The sequence below is a fragment of the Methanosphaera sp. BMS genome (genome assembly GCF_003268005.1).
In the GTDB taxonomy this organism is placed as follows: domain Archaea; phylum Methanobacteriota; class Methanobacteria; order Methanobacteriales; family Methanobacteriaceae; genus Methanosphaera.
This window is the reverse complement of sequence record NZ_CP014213.1, coordinates 1,258,148-1,282,778: the sequence shown is the minus strand read 5'-3', so window position 1 is coordinate 1,282,778 and position 24,631 is coordinate 1,258,148. Positions and strand designations below refer to the sequence as shown.

Genomic DNA, 24,631 nt, shown 5'->3' with positions numbered 1-24,631 from the left:
AATAATGAATCTTTGGAAAGATATAGAAGCAGGATCAGACGTACCTAATGAAATCACAGTTGTAGTAGAAATACCAACAGGGTCACGTAACAAATACGAATACGATAAGGACAAAGAAGCATTTGCTCTTGACAGAGTGTTATTCTCACCATTCCATTATCCGGCTGAATATGGATTCATGCCAAAATCATTATGGGAAGATGGAGATCCATTTGACGTACTCGTAATAATGGACCAGGCAACTTTCCCTGGATGTATCATTGACGCAAGACCAATAGGTATCATGAGAATGATAGATCAAGGAGACAGCGACGATAAATTATTAGCAGTACCTGTAGAAGATCCAAGATTTGCAGATATAACTGATATATCACAATTACCAGAACATTATCTTAAGGAAATTGAACATTTCTTCAGCCAATATAAGGCACTTGAAAACAAAACAGTTGAAATCAATGGCTGGGAAGATAATGAAGCTGCAAAAGAAGCAGTACTTCACGCAATAGAACTCTATAAAGAAAAATATGAATAAGTCTTGTGGGGTATAGAAAGTGTATGAATTAACAACAATTGAAGATACTGTTAGAATACCACCAAGTAGCTTTGATAATCCATTTAAAGAAACAGCAATTGAAATCTTAAACAGGAAATATGTCGGTAAGACAGATAAGAAATTAGGTATATTGGTAATGGTCACTGACATACTTGAACATAATGTTGGTCAAGTGGTCATAGGTGATGGATCAGCATTTTATCATGTAACATTTAAAGCACTATTCTTTAAACCGGTACTGCATGAAGTGGTTGACGGTGAAGTAATGGAAGTAACCGAATTCGGTGCATTCATACGAATAGGACCAATCGATGGATTAGTCCACGTATCCCAGGTAACCGATGACTTCATAACATATGATCAAAAACGTGGAGCATTGGTGGCTAAAGAAACTCCTAAATCTTTAGAAAAGCCTGACTTTGTACGTGCCAGAATTGTGGCAGTAAGTATAAAGGGTAAAACAACCAAGGACTGTAAGATTGGTTTGACCATGAGACAACCTGGACTAGGTCGTTTTGAATGGATTGATGAAGAAAAAAGCAAGAAAAAGTAAAAGTATGAACAAGTTATATAGGAGATTATGTGATGGCAGAAAAAGCATGTCCAAGATGTAATATAATATCATTTGAGGATGAATGTCCATTATGTGGATATAAAACATCAAACAATTGGAATGGATTAGTAGTTATCCTAGATCCTGATGATTCAGACTTAGCTAAGGAATTAAATATCACAATACCTGGAAGATATGCCTTAAGAGTTAAAGAAGAATAAATTTAAAGGGCGATATTTGTGCTAAAATTACCCAAATATTTAAGAAAAGAGTTGAAAAAACCATTAGGTAACTTGCATGAATCTATTGATGAAGTCAAAGAAGCAATACAAAAACAATTATCCGATGAAAAACTGGTAATCGGTATAGGGGACGTGACAACAAAAACATTAGTTGAGTTGGACTTAACGCCTCAGATATGTATTGTCGATAATTTAATAGAACGCAGGCCTGTACAACACAACTTGGATCATACAGACAACATAGTATATGTTGAAAATCCACCAGGAGTACTAACCGATGAATTAATAGAATTGATAACCGATTCAATCAAAACATCAACAAGCGACAATCCAATCATAATCGTAGTTGATGGTGAAGAGGATTTGGCAGTACTACCAGCAATACTCAATTCACCTGAAGATACATATATATTATATGGACAACCAAAAGAAGGGGTTGTATTGGTGAATTCAACAAAAGCCTATGATACGGCTTTAAATTATTATAATCAATTAATTAAGGAATAACGATAATATGGAAATAACAATATTAGAAAAAATAGAAAACCCATTATTAAATAGGACAGAAATCAAATTCGAATGTGACTATCCAACCGAAGGAACACCAAACATCCTAGATGTGAAACACAAACTCATAGCACTAGAAGACTCATCTAAGGATCTCCTCGTGGTGGACAGCATGAAGCCTAGTTACGGAGAAGCTAAAGCAGTAGGTTTAGCAAAAGTATATGACTCTGTAGAAAAATTAAATGAAATTGAAACTGAATCTGTAAAAGTTAAGAACGAAGAACCTGAAGAAGAAGCTCCAGCTGAAGAAGAAGCAGAAGAAGCTCCTGCTGAAGAAGAAGCTGAAGAAGCTCCAGCTGAAGAAGAAGCTGAAGACGAATAAATAAAGGGGATAGTTTAATGTCTAAAAAATACGAATTATACGAAGTAAAAGATGGTAAAATCGTAAGAAAAAACCCTGAATGTGTAAGATGTTCACATGGTATCTTCATGGCAGACCATGGGGACAGATATTCATGTGGTCGTTGTGGATACACACAATGGAAAAATGAATAAATATAACATACAATATAATATATAATTAGAAACACGAATCTAAAAATACATTAATCAACTGACCCCCAAAAAAAATTTTTATATTTTTTTTATTTTTATTTTGAAAAATCAATTGATTGGTACTATTATTACCAAACTAAGATTTATCATCTTTGGTTATTTTTACAACATTTGTTAATCATGTTTTGTCATATTTTCAATGTCAATTAATAACTATTTGTAATTGTTAGGATTAATAGGTTAATAAATAATTTATTTTTATGTAAATTATCATAATTTTCTAAAAAAAATCATAATGTTTCATTAAAAAATAAAAATAATGGTAATTATCATTATGATTAACTGTCATTACTAATCATTATTCTTTCATTTTATATTAAACATTGTATATTTTAAACAAAATTAGTATATGTCTCTTTAATATTATACAAAATAATCTAATATCATGATATTTATAATAATATTTATGTAATACAAAATGATATTTATAATAAAATTTATAAATAATGCTATTTTTAAAATAATATTATATAAAAAAATCCATCATAATTATCAAAATAAATAAACAAATTTCATTATTTCTCTGAATCCGGTGTATTACATCCAATAAAATCTAAGGATTATTTCTTGTTTAATGTTTAAATAAATCAATATATCAATGTTTTTTGATATGCCATTATTTATATATTCATAAATTCACATAATATATAATGTAATTAATTTTTTAATTAGTTACTATATATCAAGGAGGATAACACCTTGAAGTTTCATGTGAAATCGAGTTTGATATTTATCTCGATAACCATGATACTACTCTTGGGAATAACAGCATTAAGTGCTGCAAGCGTAGATGATGGAAATCAGACAAGTATTGAACAAAAGGTGGTTTCCGATACAACATCTGTCCAAGTGACACGTGATGTAGAAGAAACAGTAAGCAATACGAAGACGAATGAAATAAAGAAAGAAAACTATGAAGAAAAGAATACGAGAAATACGAATAATGAAATACAACAAACAGATACGACGCATAGTAAGAACATAAAACAGACGCCGACGGATAATCATTATCCAGACTACATATATGTAAGACCGCATTATGTAGGTACTATGGATAACCCGCCATCTGGTGGTGCTAAAGCAAATGAAAGACCTAATGCCGCAGGTACAATAAATGACCCGACTGATATATACACGGCATTTGCACGAGTTCAAGATGGTAATTCTCAGGCTTCTGTCATATATATGATGGCCGATGATAGTGATGATCTTGCTCATGAAACTGTTTATGAAGCAGAAGACTTTGCAGTATATGTTGCGGATAATAAACCTATCACTGTTACATTGATGGGAGAAGAAGGAAAAACCATAGTGTTCTCTGGTAAAAACTGGACAACCAACATGCTCAGTGTATCTATTGGAAGTACTGTCACAATCCAAAATATAGTATTCCGTGATGGAAACGCCAGTGGAATCAAACGTGGTCAAGAGGATTATCAAAAAACTGCAAATGTGGGAGGAGCTATCGATAACAGAGGTAATATACATGTAATCAATTGTACCTTTGAAAGAATTGAGGCAAACCAGTATGGTGGTGCAATAGCAAACTACAATCATGCTACAGCATTAATTGAAAATTCGACATTCCGGTTAATTAATTCGACCAATGTTACTAACATACAAGATCAACCAGAAAATATAGCATATGGTGGAGCAATTTCGGCAACCAAAACAAATAACAGTTATGCTTATCCGGTTCAAGTAACAGTTAGAAACTGTAATTTCACTAATGTAACTGGTGAAAACGGTGCAGTATTCCTAAATAATGAGGCTGTATTCAACGTTGAAAATGTGACAATCATCAATGCAACATCATCAGTTGAAGGTGGAGCTATCATTAACCATAACGGTAAGATGGACATTAAAAACGTCAACATGACAAACTTAACCTCTGCCAAGTATGGTGGTGCAATAGCAAATGTTGAAGGTAATATAACCATTAACAATTTAAATGTTGATAATGTCAACATCACCAAAACCGGAACTCAAGACGATGCATATGGTGGAACCATCTATAACAAACAAGGTAATGTAACAATTGGTAACTCATCATTAAATAATATGACTGGTGACTTCGGAGCTGCATTCAGTAATATTGCTGGTAATTTAACCATTATCAATACTACTATAAATGATACCGAAGCTTTAAGTCAAGGTGGAGCTATTGTAAACCGTAATGGTAGAACAAACATTACGAATGTTACTGTAGGTAATGTAACAGCAAAAAATTATGGTGGTGCAGTTGCTAACTTAGCAGGAACAGTTTTAATTAATGATACGGATATAGACTCTGTATCAATAAAAAATACTGGAGATGCTGATGCTAAATATGGTGGTACAATCTATAATATGGGTACTTTAACTATGGGTAATTCATCCATGAATAATGTTACTGGTGATTATGGTGCTGCTTTCAATAATATGGATGGTACTTTAACTATAATGAATACCACTATTAACAATGCCACTGCTTTAACTGAAGGTGGTGCTGTTATTAACGATGGTGGTAGAACCAACATTACCAATGTTACATTCACCAATTTAACATCTAGTAACTATGGTGGTGCCGTATCAAACTTATTGGGTACTGTATTGATAGATGATACTACTATTGAAAATGTTAACATCACTAAAACTGGTGGGGATGGTAAATATGGTGGTACTATATATAACCAAGCTACATTAAACATTACAAATTCAAGAATAGATAATGTGACTGGTGATTATGGTGCTGCTTTCAGTAACAGACGTGGTACATTAACTATAAAAAATACTACAATTAATGACACTACTGCTTTAAGTGATGGTGGTGCTGTTATTAACGATGGTGGTAAAACTAATATTACTAATGTAACAATTGGTAATGTAACTGCTAATAACTATGGTGGAGCAGTAGGAAACTTAGCTGGTACTGTTATCATTGATGATACAAATATTGAAGATGTACTCATTGTAAACACAGGTGATGACACAGCCAAATATGGTGGTACTATATATAATCAAGCCACATTAAACATTACAAATTCAAATATTGATAATGTTACTGGTGATTATGGTGCTGCTTTCAGCAACAATGGTGGTGATGCTACTTTAACCATAATTAATACTACTATTAATGATACAGAAGGTTTAAGTGAAGGTGGAGCTATCATAAACAATGGTGGTAAAACTAACATAACCAATACAACTATCGCAAATTCAACTGCTAAAAAATACGGTGGTGCAGTAGCAAACCTAGCAGGTACAGTAACAATGAACAACGCCACTATTGAAAACGTTGAAATTACAGAAGCTGACGATGAAGATGCCAGATATGGAGGTACAATCTATAACAAGGCTACATTAACAATCGGTAATTCAACAATGAATAACATGACTGGTGATTACGGTGCAGCATTCAGCAACAAAGGTGGAACATTAACCATTATCAATACAACCATTAATGACACCAACGCATTAAGTGAAGGTGGAGCTATCGTAAATGATGATGGTAAAACGGTTATTAACAACACTACCATGACCAATCTAACCGCAAATCAATACGGTGGTGCAGTTGCTAACTTAGCTGGTACAGTTGAAATAAATGATACTGATATTAGTGATGTAGAAATTAAGTATAAAGATGATGCTAGTGCTATGTATGGTGGTACCATATATAATAAGGCTACATTAACTATGGGTAATTCATCATTATATAATATGACTGGTGATTATGGTGCAGCATTCAGTAACAAGGGTGGAACATTAACAATTGACAATACCAGTATTACTAATGCTACAGCTTTAACACAAGGTGGAGCTATCATAAATGATGGTGGTAAAACTAATATTACTAATACAAATTTCACAAACTTAACTGCCAGTGACTTTGGTGGTGCTGTTGCTAACATTGGTGGAAACGTTGTTATAGACAATGTTAATATCACTAAAGTTCAGATACTTAAAGATGATTCTAGTTCATACTTTGGTGGTACCATTTATACTGAAAATTATGATGCTACTACAACAGTAAAAAATTCAAAGTTAACTGATATGACTGCAATGAATGGTGCAGCATTTAATGTTGATAGTGGTACTTTAATTGTTGAAAATACTGAAGTAAGAAATGGTTATGCAGATCAGTTTGGTGGACTACTAATTAATGCTGGTGGTGATGTCACCATGGATGGTCTGACTGTTGATAATATGAGTACTTCTGATGATCCTGATGATTTCTCAAGAGGTAATGGAGCATTATTTATGGATGAAGGAGGTACATTAACTGTAACAAACAGCGTATTTGCTAATAGTAAAGGTAGAGCGGGTACTATTGGTACTTTTGCTTTTGATGAAGCTTTATTCGAAAATAATAGGTTCATTAATAACACTATTAACAGTGTTGATGAAGAAAACTTTAATATTGAACCACTCTTTGGTGATGTTACTTTCAATAACAATTACTTTGAGAACAACACTAATAATTATCGTGATATGTTAGCAAGAGATAATTACTTTGGTGCACCTACAATGAGTGGAAACACATACATCAACAATACATTAAGTTATAACGTAACCCTTGTCCATGAACCTGATGTAAACCTAGTAAATGGTACAGAAATAACTGATGGTGTCAGTGTAATAGTAAATGCTACTGATAATACAACTGATGTTGAATTCAAACTCAGGGAAGTATATAATGATTTAGTAAGAAACGGTACAGTATATGCATACTTAAATGATGAAGAAACTCCATTTTTCACTGGAGAAGTTGATGATTCATTGATAACCATTGACTTTGCTGCCGATGACTTTACAGACTATGAAAACGTTGTAAGATTAGATTATAAATCAGATAAGCATTACCTGAACGGTACATATAAGTTCCGTGTATACTACATTAAAAATACAACAGTAACATTGGATACCGTGGATGAAGCATATGTCGGTGAAGAAATAGTAATCACAGGTATATTAAAAGATGAGGATGACAATCCTATAGGTTCAACTGATGAGAATCCTGTGGAAGTTGTAATTACTATTGGTAGGAATAATGAGCCATTAACGGTTCCTGTAAACCCTGATGGTACATATGAATCCATTCCAATAAAGATCAATTCAACATTCGATTACAATATCACTGTTACATATGCAGGAAATGACAGTTACAACCCATCCAACGCTTCAAAAGAGATTGATATAAAAATCAGACATATTCCTACACAATTAAATATTACATCAACTGACGTTTCAATTAATGAAACAAGTGACATTAATCTAGTAGTTACTGATGAAAATGGTAATTATATTAATGGTACAGTAAGATTAAGTGTAGATGGTAACTTTGTAGATGTACCAATAACTGATGGACTTGGATTATATCAATACACTAATACAGAGATTGGTAAACATGTAGAGATATCAGGTTACTTCATGGCAAATGAAACTAAAGGATATTTAGAATCACCTGTTAATTCAACCGAATTTGACGTATTAAAGTTAGGTACAGATATTGAAATCACAAACAGTTCTGATGTAACCGCTCACAAAGAAGCAACTGCTATAATCACATTAACTCATGATGGACAACCAGTTGTTGGTGAAGTAGTTAACATAGAAATTAAAGATGCATATGACAATATATTAGCTACTGAAATTGAAGCAGTAACCGATGAGAATGGTCAAGTGGAAGTTAAATTCATTCCAGTTACTGGCGGTGAAATTACAGTAATTGCTGATCATCCAGAAAATGAGGTATATAACCGGTCCGAGGCTACTAAAGAAATTGCACCTATCCTGTTAATTGATACAGTTACAGCAGTAACAGCAACCAATACCACAATTAACGGTACAAGTACCATTACTGCTGTCGTTACCGACTCAGAAGGTAATCCTGTAAAAGGTCAGGTTCAATTTACCATTGATGGTCAAGACTTACCACAAACCATTGAAACTGATGAAAATGGTATTGCAACATATACATATGATGATACAGAAACATACAAAGAAGTAAGTGTATCAGCCAAATATATTGCAAATGAAACAAATGGTTATAAAGCTTCAGAAAGTGATCCAACTTCATTTGTAGTAGATAGGTTAAACACTACAATCGACATACAAACAGAATCAAATCTTAAAGCACATAAACCTACAAGTGCAACAATCACAATATCCAACAGTACAAGTCACCTAGCAGAAGGTGAACCACTTGAAGTAATCATAACACAGGATGGAGAAATACTCAATTCAACAACAGTATATACCGATGAGGATGGTCAAGTCACAGTAGACTTCACACCATTAAACACAGAAGACATTGAAATAACAGTAAACTATGCAGAAAACGATGTATACAATGCTAATGAAGACGATAAAACACTCACGAACATCAAAGAGATGAAAACATACCTTGAACTTTCATCCAGTGATGTAAGTATCAATGAAACTGCAAATATTGGCATAACCGTAACCGATGAATTAGGTAATCCTGTAACCGGTACAGTATTACTCTTAGTGGATGGTAAATTCGTAGAAGTAGACATAACTAATGGTGCTGCTACATATCAATATAACAATACACATGTAGGTAAAACCGTGGAAGTATCAGGTTACTTCGAAGAAGACGCTGATAACGGATATGTAAAATCAAGAACCGATTCAACCGAATTTGAAGTTCTAAAACTCGACATATACACAGACATTGCATGTACAGATTTAACTGCTCACAAACCTGCAACAGCAACCATCACATTAACCAATGATACGGCAGATAATGTTGCCGGTGAAGTACTAAACGTAGTGATAACAGATGAAGAAGGCAATGTATTGGCCGATACAACTGCTACTACAGATAGCAATGGTCAAGTAATGGTTGACTTTACTCCTATAACAATCACTCCGGTAACGGTAACCGTTGAACACCCAGAAAGTGATGCATACAAATACACAACCGATGAGGATACATTTGATAATGTTGGAGAACGTGAAACTACGATAGAACTTACAACAGAAGACACCATAATCAACGGTACAAGCACTATAACAGTTGTTGTAACTGATGATGAAGGAAACCCTGTTGTCGGTGAAACAGTAGAATTAACAATTGAAGGTATCGATGAACCAGTACCAGTAGTAACTGATGAAAACGGTGTAGCAACATACACTTATGACAAAACAGAAATAAGTAAAACAGTCAGTGTAACTGCTGAACTGGTAGCTGGCGATGGTTATGCAGAATCCGAAGCTGGTCCTGAAACTTTCAAAGTAGATAAGTTAAACACTACAATTGATATTGACCCTGCAACTCCTGTGGTTGCTCATAAGGAAAGTAGTGCAGATATAACAGTTTCATGTGAAGATCAACCACTACCTGCTGGTGAACAAGTTAAAGTAACCGTAATGCAAAATGGCGAAGCAATCGCTACTGAAACATTAACGACAGACGAAAACGGTCAAGTAACAATAGACTTCACGCCACAAACTGCTGATGACATTGAAATCATAGTAGAATATGATGGCAACGATGATTATTATTATGGTACACAAGACAGCACAACAGTTTCAAGCATCAAACCAATCGATACGGTTATGACTATCACCGCTGATGATGTAAGCATCAATGGTACTGCTGTCATTAATGTTGAAGTTGTTGATGCTGAAGGTAATCCTGCAACTGGTACGGCAATATTAACCGTTGATGGTCAGCTTGTAGAAGTTCCTGTAGATAATGGTCATGGTGAAATTCAATACACCAATACCAGTGTTGGTAAAAACGTACCTGTAACCGGATACTTTGCTGATAATGTTACAAACGGCTACATCAGAAGTCCTGTAACATCTGATGACTTTGATGTACTCAAGTTACCTATTGACATTACTCTTGAAGTAAGTCAGGATTTAACTGCTAACGAGCCTGCAACTGCTACGGTAACGTTAACCAATGACACCGAGAAACAGGTTGTTGTTCCTGGTGAAGAGGTAACAGTCGTAATTACTGATGAGGACGGAAACGTACTTGCTAATGTGACTGCTACTACAGATGATGCTGGTCAAGTTGTAGTTGACTTTACTCCTGAAGATAGTGGTAAAATAACTGTTGAAGTAACACATCCTGAAAATGATGTATATCAATATGCAGACAATAAGGATGAAGCAACCGGTGAATATCCTACATTTAGTGTAGATGCAAAAGAGATTACTCTTGAAGTTACTCCACTGGATGACATTAAGATTAATGAAACAAATAATATTGAAATAGTTGTCACTGATGAGGATGGTAATCCTGTAGAGGGTGTACCTGTAAAAGTAACCATTGATGATGGTACTGGTGAGCCTATTGTTGTGACAATTCCTACAGGTGAAGATGGTACGATAACCATTCCTTATGATGATACTGAGGAAGGTAAGACTGTAAGTGTTACAGCCGATGTTGCCGAGGATGGTTATGATCTTTCTGATGAATCAAGTACAAGTGATGAATTCAAGGTAGATAAGTTAACTCCTACTATAAATATTGTACCTGAAGATGATGTAACTGCTCATAAAACAACAAGTGCTGAAATAACTATCACAACATTAGAAGGAATCATTCCTGTTGGTGAAACTGTAACAGTTACCGTAACTCAAGGTGATAATGAAGACACGTTATTCGAACAAGATATTACACTTAGCTACGATGGTAAATTTACAATAATGTTTACACCAGAAACTACTGAAGAGATTAACATTAAAGTAACATTTGATGAAACACCTCAATACTATAGTGCTGAACAACCTGCAACTATTACTGGTGTTGAATCTATTGGAACTCATGTTGAGATTACTCCAATAGATGATACAGTAATTGGCGGAACTACTCCTATTGAAGTAGTCGTAACTGATGAATTCGGTAATCCGGTTGCTGGTGTAGAAGTAGAGTTAACTATCGTCAATGAGGATGGCGAAGAGGAAACTATAACTATTGGTCCTACATATGAAAATGGTGTAGCAACAGTACCTTATACCAACACAACCGTTGGTAAAAACGTCACTGTAACAGCTAAGGTATTAGCTGATGAGGATAATGGTTATGCTGAATCAGAGCCTTCAGAACCAGATACATTTGAGGTAGCTAAGAAGGACACTACTATTGAGATAGTTCCTGAAAGACCTGTAACTGCTCATGAAGAAACAAGTGCTACCATAACAGTTACTAGTGATGATGAACCTTTACCTGAAGGTACAGAGATAAAAGTTACTATAACACAGAATGGCATACCACTTAATCAGACAACAGCTACTATTGATGCAAACGGTCAAGTGACAGTTCAATACACGCCAGTAAATACTGATGATGTGGAAATTAAAGTTGAATATGAAGGTGACGATGTATACAATGAAGCAGAAAACACTGCAATCGTAAATAACATCAAACCAATCGACACAGTGATGACAATCTCAACCGATGATGTAAGTATCAATGATACCGCCGTTATTAACGTTGAAGTTGTTGATGCTAATGGTAAACCAGTAACAGGTACTGCTATAATAACAGTTGATGGTCAACTTGTAGAAGTTCCTGTAGATAATGGTCATGGTGAATATCAATACACCAATACCAGTGTTGGTAAGAACGTAACTGTAACTGGTTACTTTGCTGATAATGTAACAAATGGTTATATTAGAAGTCCTGTGACATCTGATGAGTTTGAAGTTAAGAAACTTGATTTAACCATTGATATTGAGGTACCTGAACGGGTGATTGCTCACACGGATTACACTGCAACCATTACGTTAACCAATGAGACTGATGATAATGTTCCTGGTGAAGAGGTAATTGTAGTAATTAAGGATGGAGCAGGTAATGTACTTGCTAATGTCACCGCTGTTACTGATGCTGATGGTAAGGTTTATGTTGACTTTACTCCTGTAACAGCTGCAAGTGATTCAAAGATTACAATTACTGTTGAACATCCTGAAAGTGATGCATACAATGAAAAGGAAGCTTCAAAAGAAATAACTGACGTAAATGCAATAGGCACTCATATTGTCAATCTCGCAGCCGAAGACACTATAATAAATGGTACAAGCATTATTACAGCTACAGTACTCACTGATTTCACTGATGAGCCTGTAGCCGGTGTAAACGTAACATTTACGTTTGAGGTTGAAGGTCAAGAACCTGTAAAAGTAAATGTCACTACCGATGAGAATGGTATGGTAGTATATACATACACCGATACTGAAGAAGGTAAGCATGTAGATGTAAGTGCTGCAGCTCAAAATGATTGGGTAAATGGTTATGGTGCATCAGGAATTGCTAATGATGAATTTGAAGTAGCCAAACTAGAAACTACAATCGATATCGACTATGAAGATGGCATAACTGCTCACAGACCTACAAATGTAACAGTTACTGTTTCAACCGAGGAAGGAAGTGTTCCTGTCGGTGAAACTGTAAATGTAATCATTACTCAGGATAATGAGGAGTTATACAATGGTGAAGGTACTCTTGATGAAAACGGTCAGGTAGTAATTCCATTTACGCCAATAAATACGGAGGATATTGAAGTAAGAGTAATCTTTGATGAAACACCTCAATACAAGGATATCGATGCAGATGATGTCATAACTCCAGTGGAAGCTATGGGCATTGTTATGAACGTAACTGCTGAAAACACTACAATCAACGGTACAAGTAACATTACTGTTACATTAACTGATGAGGATGGTAATCCACTTAACGGAACTGTAAACATAACTATTCCTGGATTGGATGAACCTATACCTGTAGAAGTTGTAAATGGTACCGGATCAATTATCTATGAGGATACTGATGAAGGTAAAGTTATTGATGTAACTGCCGAATTGGTTGAACCAGTCGATGGTTATGATCCTGTTGAACCTGTTGTTGTACCGCTTGAAGTGGCTAAGCTGGACACTACTATTGAGATAGTGCCTGAAAGTCCTGTAAAAGCACATGAACCTACAAGCGCTAACATTACAGTATATAATGATACAAGTGCTTTAGCTGCAGGTGAAGAGGTTACAGTTATCATTAAACAGGGTGATATTGTACTTGTAAATGATACATTTGTAACAAATGATGATGGTACAGTAACTGTTGATTATACACCAGAGAATACTGATGATGTTACAATCACAGCAGTATTTAATGAAACACCTGTATATAACTCAGCTGAAGCTGAAACAACAATTGGTAACATTAAGTCTACAAATACCTATCTAAACATTACGTCTGAGGATGTATCCATTAACGGTACAAGTCACATTACATTGAATGTAACTGATGAGGAAGGCAATCCGGTAAACGGTACAGCTACCTTAATCGTTGATGGTCAGATTGTAGAAGTGGACGTTGTAGAAGGTAGTGCTGTATATGAATACAACAATACTCAGGTAGGTAAGAATGTAACTGTAACAGGTTACTTCGATGCAGATCCAGAAGCTGGATATCTCAAATCAAATGTAAACACAACAACATTTGAAGTTGAAAAGTTACCTATTGACATTACTCTTGAAGTAAGTCAGGATTTAACTGCTCACGAGCCTGCAACTGCTACGGTAACGTTAACCAATGACACCGAGAAACAGGTTGTTGTTCCAGGTGAAGAAGTAACAGTTGTAATAACTGATGAGGATGGAAATGTACTTGCAAATGTAACTGCTACTACAGATGATGCAGGTCAAGTTGTAGTTGACTTTACTCCTGAAGATAGTGGTAAAATAACTGTTGAAGTAACACATCCTGAAAATGATGTATATCAATATGCAGACAATAAAGATGAAGCAACTGGTGAATATCCTACATTTGATGTAGATACAAAAGAGATTACTCTTGAAGTTACTCAACTGGATGACATTAAGATTAATGAAACAAATAACGTTGAAATAGTTGTCACTGATGAGGATGGTAATCCTGTAGAGGGTGTACCTGTAAAAGTAACCATTGATGATGGTACTGGTGAACCTATTGTCGTGACAATTACTACCGGTGAAGATGGTACGATAACTATTCCTTATGATGACACTGAGGAAGGTAAGACTGTAAGTGTTACTGCCGAGGTTGCTGAGGATGGTTATGATCTTTCAGATGAGTCAAGTACAAGTGATGAATTTGATGTTGAAAAATTACCGGTTATAATTGATATTGTTCCTGAAGATGAAGTAACTGCTCATGTTCCTACAACTGCAACTATTACCGTTACAACCGAGGAAGGTAGTATACCTGTAGGTGAAACTGTAAGTGTTGTTATTACTCAGGATGATGAGGAGTTATTCAATGATGAAGTAACTCTTGATGAGAATGGTCAAGTTGTAATTCCATTCACTCCGGAAAATATGGAGGAAATTGAAATACTGGTAATCTTTGATGAAACACCTCAATATTATGATGGTGAAGAATCTGCAACTATCACTGATATAGATGCTATTGGTACTCATGTTGTAATTGCTCCAATAGACGATACCACAATCGGTGGTAAGACTCCTATAGAAGTAACCGTAACTGATGATGAAGGTAATCCTGTTGCTGGTGTAAAAGTTAATTTAACTATTGTTAATGAAGATGGCCAAGAGGATACTATTACTATTGGTCCTACTGATGAGAATGGTAAGGCAACAGTTGATTATACCAACACTACAGTTGGTAAGAATGTAACTGTGACTGCTACTGTATTAGCTGATGAGGATAATGGTTATGCTGAATCAGAGCCTTCAGAACCAGATACATTCGAGGTAGCTAAGAAGGACACAACTATTGAAATAGTTCCTGAAAGACCTGTAACTGCTCATGAAGAGACTAGTGCTACTATTACATTAACTAGTGATGGTGAAGCTTTACCTGAAGGTGAACCGGTCGTTGTTGTTATAAAACAGGGTGATACGGTATTATATGATTCAAGTGAGGAAGCCGAGCCATTAACTATCGATGAAAACGGTCAAGTAACAGTTTCATACATGCCGGAAAATACTGATGATGTAGTAATCACAGTAGAATATGAGGGTAGTCCTGTTTACAACGAGGCAGAAAACACTGCAACCGTTGGAAATGTTAAATCTACAAATACCTATCTAAACATTACGTCTGAGGATGTATCCATTAACGGTACAAGTCACATCAGGTTAAACGTAACTGATGAGGAAGGTAACCCTGTAACTGGTACAGTAATGTTAACAGTTGACGGTAACCTTGTGGAAGTAGAACTGGAAAGTGATGGTACTGCTGTATATGAGTACAATGATACCCATGTCGGTAAGGATGTCACAGTAACCGGTTACTATGTTGGTGACTCAGAAGCTGGATATCTCAAGTCCAGCGTAAACAGTACAACATTCGAAGTAAGTAAGTTACCTATTGACATTACTCTTGAAGTAAGTCAGGATTTAACTGCTCACGAGCCTGCAACTGCTACGGTAACGTTAACCAATGACACCGAGAAACAGGTTGTTGTTCCAGGTGAAGAAGTAACAGTTGTAATAACTGATGAGGATGGAAATGTACTTGCAAATGTAACTGCTACTACAGATGATGCAGGTCAAGTTGTAGTTGACTTTACTCCTGAAGATAGTGGTAAAATAACTGTTGAAGTAACACATCCTGAAAATGATGTATATCAATATGCAGACAATAAAGATGAAGCAACTGGTGAATATCCTACATTTGATGTAGATACAAAAGAGATTACTCTTGAAGTTACTCAACTGGATGACATTAAGATTAATGAAACAAATAACGTTGAAATAGTTGTCACTGATGAGGATGGTAATCCTGTAGAGGGTGTACCTGTAAAAGTAACCATTGATGATGGTACTGGTGAACCTATTGTCGTGACAATTACTACCGGTGAAGATGGTACGATAACTATTCCTTATGATGACACTGAGGAAGGTAAGACTGTAAGTGTTACTGCCGAGGTTGCTGAGGATGGTTATGATCTTTCAGATGAGTCAAGTACAAGTGATGAATTTGATGTTGAAAAATTACCGGTTATAATTGATATTGTTCCTGAAGATGAAGTAACTGCTCATGTTCCTACAACTGCAACTATTACCGTTACAACCGAGGAAGGTAGTATACCTGTAGGTGAAACTGTAAGTGTTGTTATTACTCAGGATGATGAGGAGTTATTCAATGATGAAGTAACTCTTGATGAGAATGGTCAAGTTGTAATTCCATTCACTCCGGAAAATATGGAGGAAATTGAAATACTGGTAATCTTTGATGAAACACCTCAATATTATGATGGTGAAGAATCTGCAACTATCACTGATATAGATGCTATTGGTACTCATGTTGTAATTGCTCCAATAGACGATACCACAATCGGTGGTAAGACTCCTATAGAAGTAACCGTAACTGATGATGAAGGTAATCCTGTTGCTGGTGTAAAAGTTAATTTAACTATTGTTAATGAAGATGGTGAAGAAGATACTATTACTATTGGTCCTACTGATGAGAATGGTATGACAACAGTTGATTATACCAACACTACAGTTGGTAAGAATGTAACTGTGACTGCTAAAGTATTGGCTGATGAGGATAATGGTTATGCTGAATCAGAACCTTCAGAACCAGATACATTTGAAGTAGCTAAATTAGACACTACTATTGAAATAGAACCTGAAAGTCCAATAACCGCTAATAAAGAAACAAGTGCTACTATTACATTATCAAGTGATGGTGTATTATTACCTAATCAGAAAGTTGAAGTTACCGTAACACAAAATGGTATTCCAGTACCTATCAAACAACCAGCAGATGATTTAGTCACTGATGAAGATGGAAAACTTGTAATAGACTTCACACCAATAAATACTGATGATGTAGTAATCACAGTTACATATGAAGGTGACGATGTATATAACCCATCAGAAAACAGTGCAACTGTTGGAAACATCAAATCTATTGGAACAAACCTTAACATTACATCTGAAGATGTATCAATCAATCATACAAGTCACATTACACTAAATGTAACTGATGATGAAGGTAAACCAGTAAGTGGAACAGTTGTCTTAACTATTGATGGTAACCTTGTAGAAGTTGAAACAAATGATGAAGGTATAGCAGTATATGACTACACCAATACAACAGTTGGTAAAACCGTAACTGTAACCGGTTACTTTGAAGCAGATCCAGAAAACGGATATCTAAAATCCAAAGTAAACAGTACAACATTTGAAGTTGAAAAATTACCAATCTACATGGATTTAGAGGTCAGTTCTGATTTAACTGCTCATGTTCCTGCAACTGCAACCGTTACATTAACCAATGACACTGATAAAACAGTTGTTGTTCCTGGTGAAGAGGTAACTGTTGTTATTACGGATGAAGCTGGTAATGTACTTGCTAATGTGACTGCTGTTACTAATGATAGGGGTCAGCTTGTTGTTGACTTTACACCTGTAACAGATGGAACTGTAACAATTGATGTTGTACATCCTGAAAATGATGTATATCTAGAATGTACGGCTATGGCTGAAAATTCAGTTGCTCAAATTAAAACTACAATTGAACTTGAAGAACCTGAAGATACAATTATCAATGGTACAACTGATGTTAAAGTTATTGTAACAGATGAATTAGGTAATCCTGTAATTGGTCAAATTGTGGGATTAACATTTGAGGATGAAAAGGGAAATATTGAAGCTGTAACTGTAACTACTGATGAAAATGGTGAAGCAGTATATGTCTACGATAATACCAAAGAGGGTAAAGTAGTGGAAGTAACTGCTGCATTAGTAGCAAATGATGATGGTTATGCAACATCTGAAACTGATGAACCGGAAGAATTCACAGTAGAGAAGTTAAATGTCATTATTGACATTGCACCTGAGGATGATGTGACTGCTCACAGACCTACAAATGCTACAATCTCTGTCTCAACCGAGGAAGGTAGTATTCCAGTTGGTGAAACTGTAAGTGTGATTGTAACTCAAGGTGATATTGAGTTATTCAATGATGAAGTTGAGCTTGATGAAAATGGTCAGGTAGTAATTCCATTTACACCAGAAAATACTGATGATATTGAAATTACTGTAATCTTTGATGAAACACCTCAATACAATGATGGTGAAGAAACAGAAATCATTGACGATGTAGAGGCTATGGGTATCAACATGACCGTTACCGCTGAAAACACCACAATCAACGGTACAAGTGTAATCACTATTAACTTGACTGACGAGGACGGCAATCCAATCAGTGGAACTGTTGAAGTGACAATTCCTGGTGAAGACGAACCTAGAATTGTAGCTGTTGATGAAACTGGTATTGCTACAATTGAATATATTGATACTAAGGAAGGTAAAAACGTAACCATAACCGCAGAGTTAACTGAACCTACAGAAGGTTATGAAGAAGTAGAACCAGTAGATGTAACATTTGAAGTAGCTAAATTGGACACTACTATGGAAATTGTAGCTGAAAGTCCTATTAAGGCACATGAACCTACAAGTGCTACAATAACTGTTTCAAATGAAACAAGCACATTATCGGCTGGTGAAACAGTAAATGTTACTGTAAAACAAGGTGATACAGTATTAGTGGACAACATGTCATTTACTACTGATGAAAATGGTGCTGTAGATGTTCCATTTGTGCCTGTAAACACTGATGATATAGTAATTTCAGCTGTATTCGATGAAACACCAGTATATCTGGCTAGTGATGCTGAAACAACAATTGGAAACATTAAATCTACAAACACATACCTAAACATCACATCAGAAGATGTATCCATCAATGGTACAAGTCACATTACAGTAAATGTAACTGATGAAGAAGGCAATCCTGTAACTGGTACTGTCGTATTAATCGTTGACGGTCAAATGGTAGAAGTTGAAACAAATGATGAAGGTATAGCAGTATATGACTACACCAATACAACAGTTGGTAAAGAGGTAACTGTAACAGGTTACTTTGAAGCAGATCCAGAAAACGGATATCTCAAATCAAAAACAAACAGTACAACGTTTGAAGTTGAAAAACTTGATATTACCATAGATATCGATGCACCAGAAGAGTTAACTGCTCATGTTCCTGCAACTGTCGTTATCACATTAACAAATGAAACTGAAGATAACGTAGCAGGTGAAGAGGTAACAGTAACAATTACCGATGAAGCAGGCAATGTATTAGCAGAAGTAACTGCTAAGACAAATGATGCTGGTCAGGTAACTGTTGACTTTACTCCAGTAACAACTGAACCAGTAACGATTAATGTTGTACATCCAGAAAATGATGTATATATTGAAGCAATTGCCGGTACAGTTATTCTTGATGTAAATGCTATGGGTACAAATGTTGAAATTACTCCTGTGGATGATACTGCAATTAACGGTACAACTCCTGTTGAAGTTGTTGTAACCGATGAATTAGGTTATCCTGTTGCCGGTGCAACTGTGGAGTTAACATTTGATGATGGCACTGGTGAACCTAAAGTTGAAACTGTAACTACTGATACAGAGGGTAAAGCAGTATATGTATATGATGATACGGAAGATGGTAAAACAGTCGAAGTAAGTGCTAAAGTATTAGCTGATGAGGATAATGGTTATGCCGAATCAGAACCTGATACTGATGAATTTGATGTAGACAAGTTAGATGTCATTATTGACATTGCACCTGAGGATGATGTGACTGCTCACAGACCTACAAATGCTACAATCACAGTCTCAACTGAGGAAGGTAGTATTCCTGTTGGTGAAACTGTAAGTGTGATTGTAACTCAAGGTGATATTGAGTTATTCAATGATGAAGTTGAGCTTGATGAAAATGGTCAGGTAGTAATTCCATTTACACCAGAAAATACTGATGATATTGAAATTACTGTAATCTTTGATGAAACACCTCAATACAATGATGGTGAAGAAACAGAAATCATTGAAGATGTAGGTGCTATGGGTATCAACATGACCGTTACCGCTGAAAACACTACAATCAACGGTACAAGCATAGTAACCATCAACTTAACTGATGAGGATGGTAATCCACTTGACGGAACTGTTCTTATAACAATTCCTGGAGTAGATGAACCAGTACCTGTTGAAGTTAAAGATGGTATCGGAACATATGAATTCAAAGATACTGAAGAAGGTAAAAACGTAACCATAACTGCAGAGTTAACTGAACCTACAGAAGGTTATGAAGAAGTAGAACCAGTAGATGTGACAATAGAAATAGCCAAACGAGAAACTACAATTGTAATCGAACCAGATGCACCAGTAACTGCACACAAACCAACAAGTGCTGTAATAACTGTTTCAAATGAAACAAGCACATTACCTGCTGGTGAAACTGTAAGTGTTGTAGTAACTCAAGACGGTAAAGAAATAGCTAGTGGAAACTTAACCACAGATGAAAATGGTCAGGTAACAATACCATATACACCATTCAATGCTGAACATATTGATATTGTCGCTGTATACAATGAAACACCAGTATATCTAGGTGCTGATAACGCAACAGAAGTCGTAAACGTAAAATACATGCCAACATTCATTAACATCACATCAAACGACGTGATAATTAATGGAACATCAAACATTAAAGTAAATGTAACCGATGAATTAGGTAACCCTGTAAACGGTACAGTATTATTAATCGTTGACGGTGACATCGTGGAAGTAGACATAACTGAAGGTAGTGGATTATACGAATACACCAACACAACCGTTGGTAAAAACGTAACAATTACCGGATACTATGTGGAAAACACAACAAACGCATACCTCAAATCCGAGTATAACAATACTTCATTTGAAGTAGCTAAACTTAACACAACTGTAAAAGCTACAGTAACAAACGCTACTGTAACAAACGTCACAATAGACGTTAAAGTTGATGGAAAAGACACAACCGGAAAAGTATTAAGTGGTAAAGTAGAAGTATTCGTTGATGACGTAAAAGTTGGAGAAGGAGAAGTAGTCGATGGAGTTGCAAGAAACATCAAATTAGATATTGATGAAGTCGGAAAATACACATTCAACATCAAATATGATGGAAATGACGTATTCAACGGTAATGAAACAACACTAAAAGATGTAAAAGTAACAAAAATCAATACAACCACCACACTGGAAGTCGTTAACAATACAGCAGGAAACGTAACAATTGAAGCAGAAGTCCTTGATGTAAACGGTAACAAAGTACCAAACGGTACAGTAACCATCCAAGCTACAGGTCCAGATGGCAAAACACAGACTATCGGACAGGCAGAAGTACATGATGGAATTGCAACAGTTGTCACAAACCTAAACAAAGAAGGCAAATACAACTTCACAGCAGCATACAATGGAACAGACAAATACCTACCAAGTAAATCTGCCAAAGTGCCGGAAGAAATAGTAGGTAGAACTGCAACAGTAAATGCTAGTGTAGTAAACGACACCTTAAACAAAACAGTTATCGGTGTAACATTAACTGATGATACTACAGGTAAACCTATACCAAATGCACCAGTTGAAATCTATGATGAAAACGGTACAAAAGTAGGAGAAGGTAAGACTGACAAAAACGGTAATGCAAACATAACCGCAAACGTACCGGTCGGACCTGAAGAATTAACCATAGTATACCCAGGAAATGACACATATAACACAACAAATACCACAGCAAAAGTGGATGTAAAACCACGTCCAACAAAAACAACTGCTCAAGTTACCAACAAAACAGCTGGTAACGTAACAGTCAAAGCAACTGTAACCGATAAACAAAACGGTAAACCAGTAACAAATGGTCCAGTTGACATAGTAGCTGTAGACAAATATGGTAATGAGAAAATTATTGGAAACGGAGTCTTAAATGGTACAAATACTGTATCCATAGTAACAGGTATTGATGAAATAGGAGACTACAACATAACGGCTAAATACAAAGGTAATGAAAATTACACTGAAAGCCAGTCAAGCCTAATTCCAACCAAAGTAGTTGGACGTAAAGCAACAATAACTCCTAAAGTAACAAACAGTACCCTTGGAAACACAACAGTAAACGTAACACTTACAGATCCTGCAACTGGAGAACCTATTCCAAATGCACCTATAACAGTAAAATTACCAAACGGTACAGAAATCCCAGCAACTACTGATTCAAACGGTAGTGTTGTAGTACCAGTTGACCTACCGGTAGGAAAACAAAATGTTGTAATAAACTATCCTGGTAACGAAACATACAGCCCTGCTAAAGTAACTGTTCCGATAGACGTAGCAAAACGTCCAACAAAAACAACCGGAAAAGTAACAAACAGAACAGCAGGAAACGTAACAATTACAGCTAACGTAACTGACAAAACAACTGGTGAAAGTATTCCAAACGGTCCTGTAACTGCGACTGTAGATGGAAAAGTAGTAGGAAAAGGAACAGTTAAAGATGGAGTGGCAACAATAGTCACCAACATAACGGATAAAGGTAAATATAACATTACCCTTGACTATGGAGGAAACAAAAACTTCACTAACTCATCAGCAACAATCAAGAATGTTGATGTGGTAGGACGTAAATCCGCCATGAACGCTACCGTCAATAACAATACCGTAGGAAATGCCAGTGTAAATGTAACACTAACTGATCCTGTAACAGGCAAACCTCTTGCAAATGCACCGGTTGAAATCTATGATGAAAACGGTAAAAAAGTAGGAGAAGGCAAAACCGACAAAAACGGAAATGCCGTGATACCTGTAAATGTACCTGCCGGAAGAACAAAACTCAACGTTACCTCTCCTGGTGACAGTACATATGCTCCAGTAAGTAAATCAGTTACAATGGATGCAAAACTCAACGTGAACATAACAATTCAACCGATAAACACTGTAAAAATCAACAAGACATATCTAATAAACGCTACTGTAAAAGATTCATATGGCAACCTAGTTAAAGAAGGAAACGTACAGCTATTTGTAAACGGTACAGATATAGGTACGGTCAAATTAACAAACGGAACCATATACAAAAACTACTCCAACAAACAAAATGGAATATATCCAGTAGAAGCCAGATATCTTGGAACTTCAAAATACAATAAGGATACGGACAACACAACCGTAGAAGTTATTAAACTTGAAACCAGGGTAGATCTGAATGATATGGAAGCAGTAATCGGTGACACAATTGAATTTGTTGCAAAAGTAACAGATGAAAACAACCATAAAGTAACAGAAGGTACTGTAGTAATAAAACTTAACGGTGTAACCCTAAAAGATGCTAATGGAACTCCTGTATCTGCCAAAGTAGAAAATGGAGTAGCTAAGGTCAAATTCACAGTTCCATTAAGTTGGAGAGGATCAAGCTATAACATTACAGCAGTATACAGTGGAACCAACAGAATCTATGAGGCAAGCCGTGGAGGACCAAATAAATTGACCATGAAATACAGAACAGCAAACATTAACTTAGCCGTAAGTCCGGGTACAAGCAGCATGGATAAAACAGTTAAATTCATCGCTACTGTAACAGACAACTCTACAAAAGCTAAACTACAAAATGGTGTTGTAATCTTTAAACTTAATGGTCAAACATTAAAAGATGCTAGCGGAAACCCAATACAAGTACAAGTTGTAAACGGTCAAGCTGTATTCAACTACACAGTCCCTGATGGTATGAAAGCAAGAAACTACACAATAAATGCTACATACTCATATAAAGACTTCTATGGTGCTAAAGCTAATGCAACTCTAACAATTGAAGCAGTTGACACACACTTTAATGTCACGGCAACGGTATCTAATGGAAAATTATCCATCAAAGGTAAACTCTTAGATCCGTCTAATCATACCACCGTAGGTACAACCACTTCATGTATAAAAATAAACGGTGAAACCTATGGTAAAGATAGCGGTACGAGTACATTTGCAATTGTAAACGGAACCGTTGACATAACAGTGGATATTCCAACCAAGTTCGCTAACACAACAATCAGAACTCTTGAAATGGTCGCTGGTGCAACCTACGCATACAATGCTTGTAGACAAAACATTACAGACATAAAAGTTCAATAATAAAATTACAATTTTATTCTTTTCCTTTTATTTTTTTTTCAAAAATCTTCAATAATTCAAATTCACATCCAAAAATCTAATTTTTATAATTAAAGTTATTCAGACATTTTTTTCTAATTTAATCTTATCACATCATTATCCATAATCATTTTAACAGGGATTCACCAACATATCCAAACTTTTCAAAAT

7 protein-coding genes are annotated in these 24,631 nt (G+C 35.7%); all 7 read left to right on the top strand.

The window, feature by feature from the left end; translation table 11 throughout:
- Positions 1–4: 4 nt before the first annotated feature.
- The 7 genes from AW729_RS04560 to AW729_RS04530 all read left to right on the top strand — a co-directional run bounded on the left by AW729_RS04560 (position 5) and on the right by AW729_RS04530 (position 24,442).
- A complete protein-coding gene (locus AW729_RS04560; protein WP_112123993.1) occupies positions 5–532 on the top strand; it encodes an inorganic diphosphatase in 528 nt (175 codons plus the stop codon).
- A 19-nt stretch (positions 533–551) separates the two neighbouring features.
- Positions 552–1,106, top strand: coding sequence for a DNA-directed RNA polymerase (locus AW729_RS04555; protein ID WP_112123992.1), 555 nt, complete (start codon positions 552–554; stop codon positions 1,104–1,106).
- Positions 1,107–1,138: 32 nt separating this feature from the next.
- Positions 1,139–1,327 carry a transcription elongation factor subunit Spt4 gene (gene spt4 / locus AW729_RS04550; RefSeq protein ID WP_112123991.1) on the top strand — a complete coding sequence of 63 codons (189 nt, stop codon included), beginning with the start codon at positions 1,139–1,141 and terminating at the stop codon, positions 1,325–1,327.
- An 18-nt stretch (positions 1,328–1,345) separates the two neighbouring features.
- On the top strand, positions 1,346–1,855 hold the full coding sequence (locus AW729_RS04545; protein WP_162685793.1) for a GTP-dependent dephospho-CoA kinase family protein: 510 nt from the start codon (positions 1,346–1,348) through the stop codon (positions 1,853–1,855).
- A 7-nt stretch (positions 1,856–1,862) separates the two neighbouring features.
- A complete protein-coding gene (locus AW729_RS04540) occupies positions 1,863–2,237 on the top strand; it encodes a 30S ribosomal protein S24e (protein WP_112123989.1) in 375 nt (124 codons plus the stop codon).
- Positions 2,234–2,410, top strand: coding sequence for a 30S ribosomal protein S27ae (locus tag AW729_RS04535; protein WP_257791423.1), 177 nt, complete (start codon positions 2,234–2,236; stop codon positions 2,408–2,410). The genes AW729_RS04540 and AW729_RS04535 overlap by 4 nt, the downstream gene beginning before the upstream one ends.
- A gap of 759 nt (positions 2,411–3,169) precedes the next feature.
- On the top strand, positions 3,170–24,442 hold the full coding sequence (locus AW729_RS04530; RefSeq protein WP_162685792.1) for an Ig-like domain-containing protein: 21,273 nt from the start codon (positions 3,170–3,172) through the stop codon (positions 24,440–24,442).
- The last annotated feature ends 189 nt before the right edge of the window (positions 24,443–24,631 follow it).

Bases quoted from the DNA above. Each gene is read 5' to 3' on its own strand.
- AW729_RS04560 (WP_112123993.1), top strand. From the start codon at position 5: ATGAATCTTTGGAAAGATATAGAAGCAGGATCAGACGTACCTAATGAA.
- spt4 (WP_112123991.1), top strand. From the start codon at position 1,139: ATGGCAGAAAAAGCATGTCCAAGATGTAATATAATATCATTTGAGGAT.
- AW729_RS04540 (WP_112123989.1), top strand. From the start codon at position 1,863: ATGGAAATAACAATATTAGAAAAAATAGAAAACCCATTATTAAATAGG.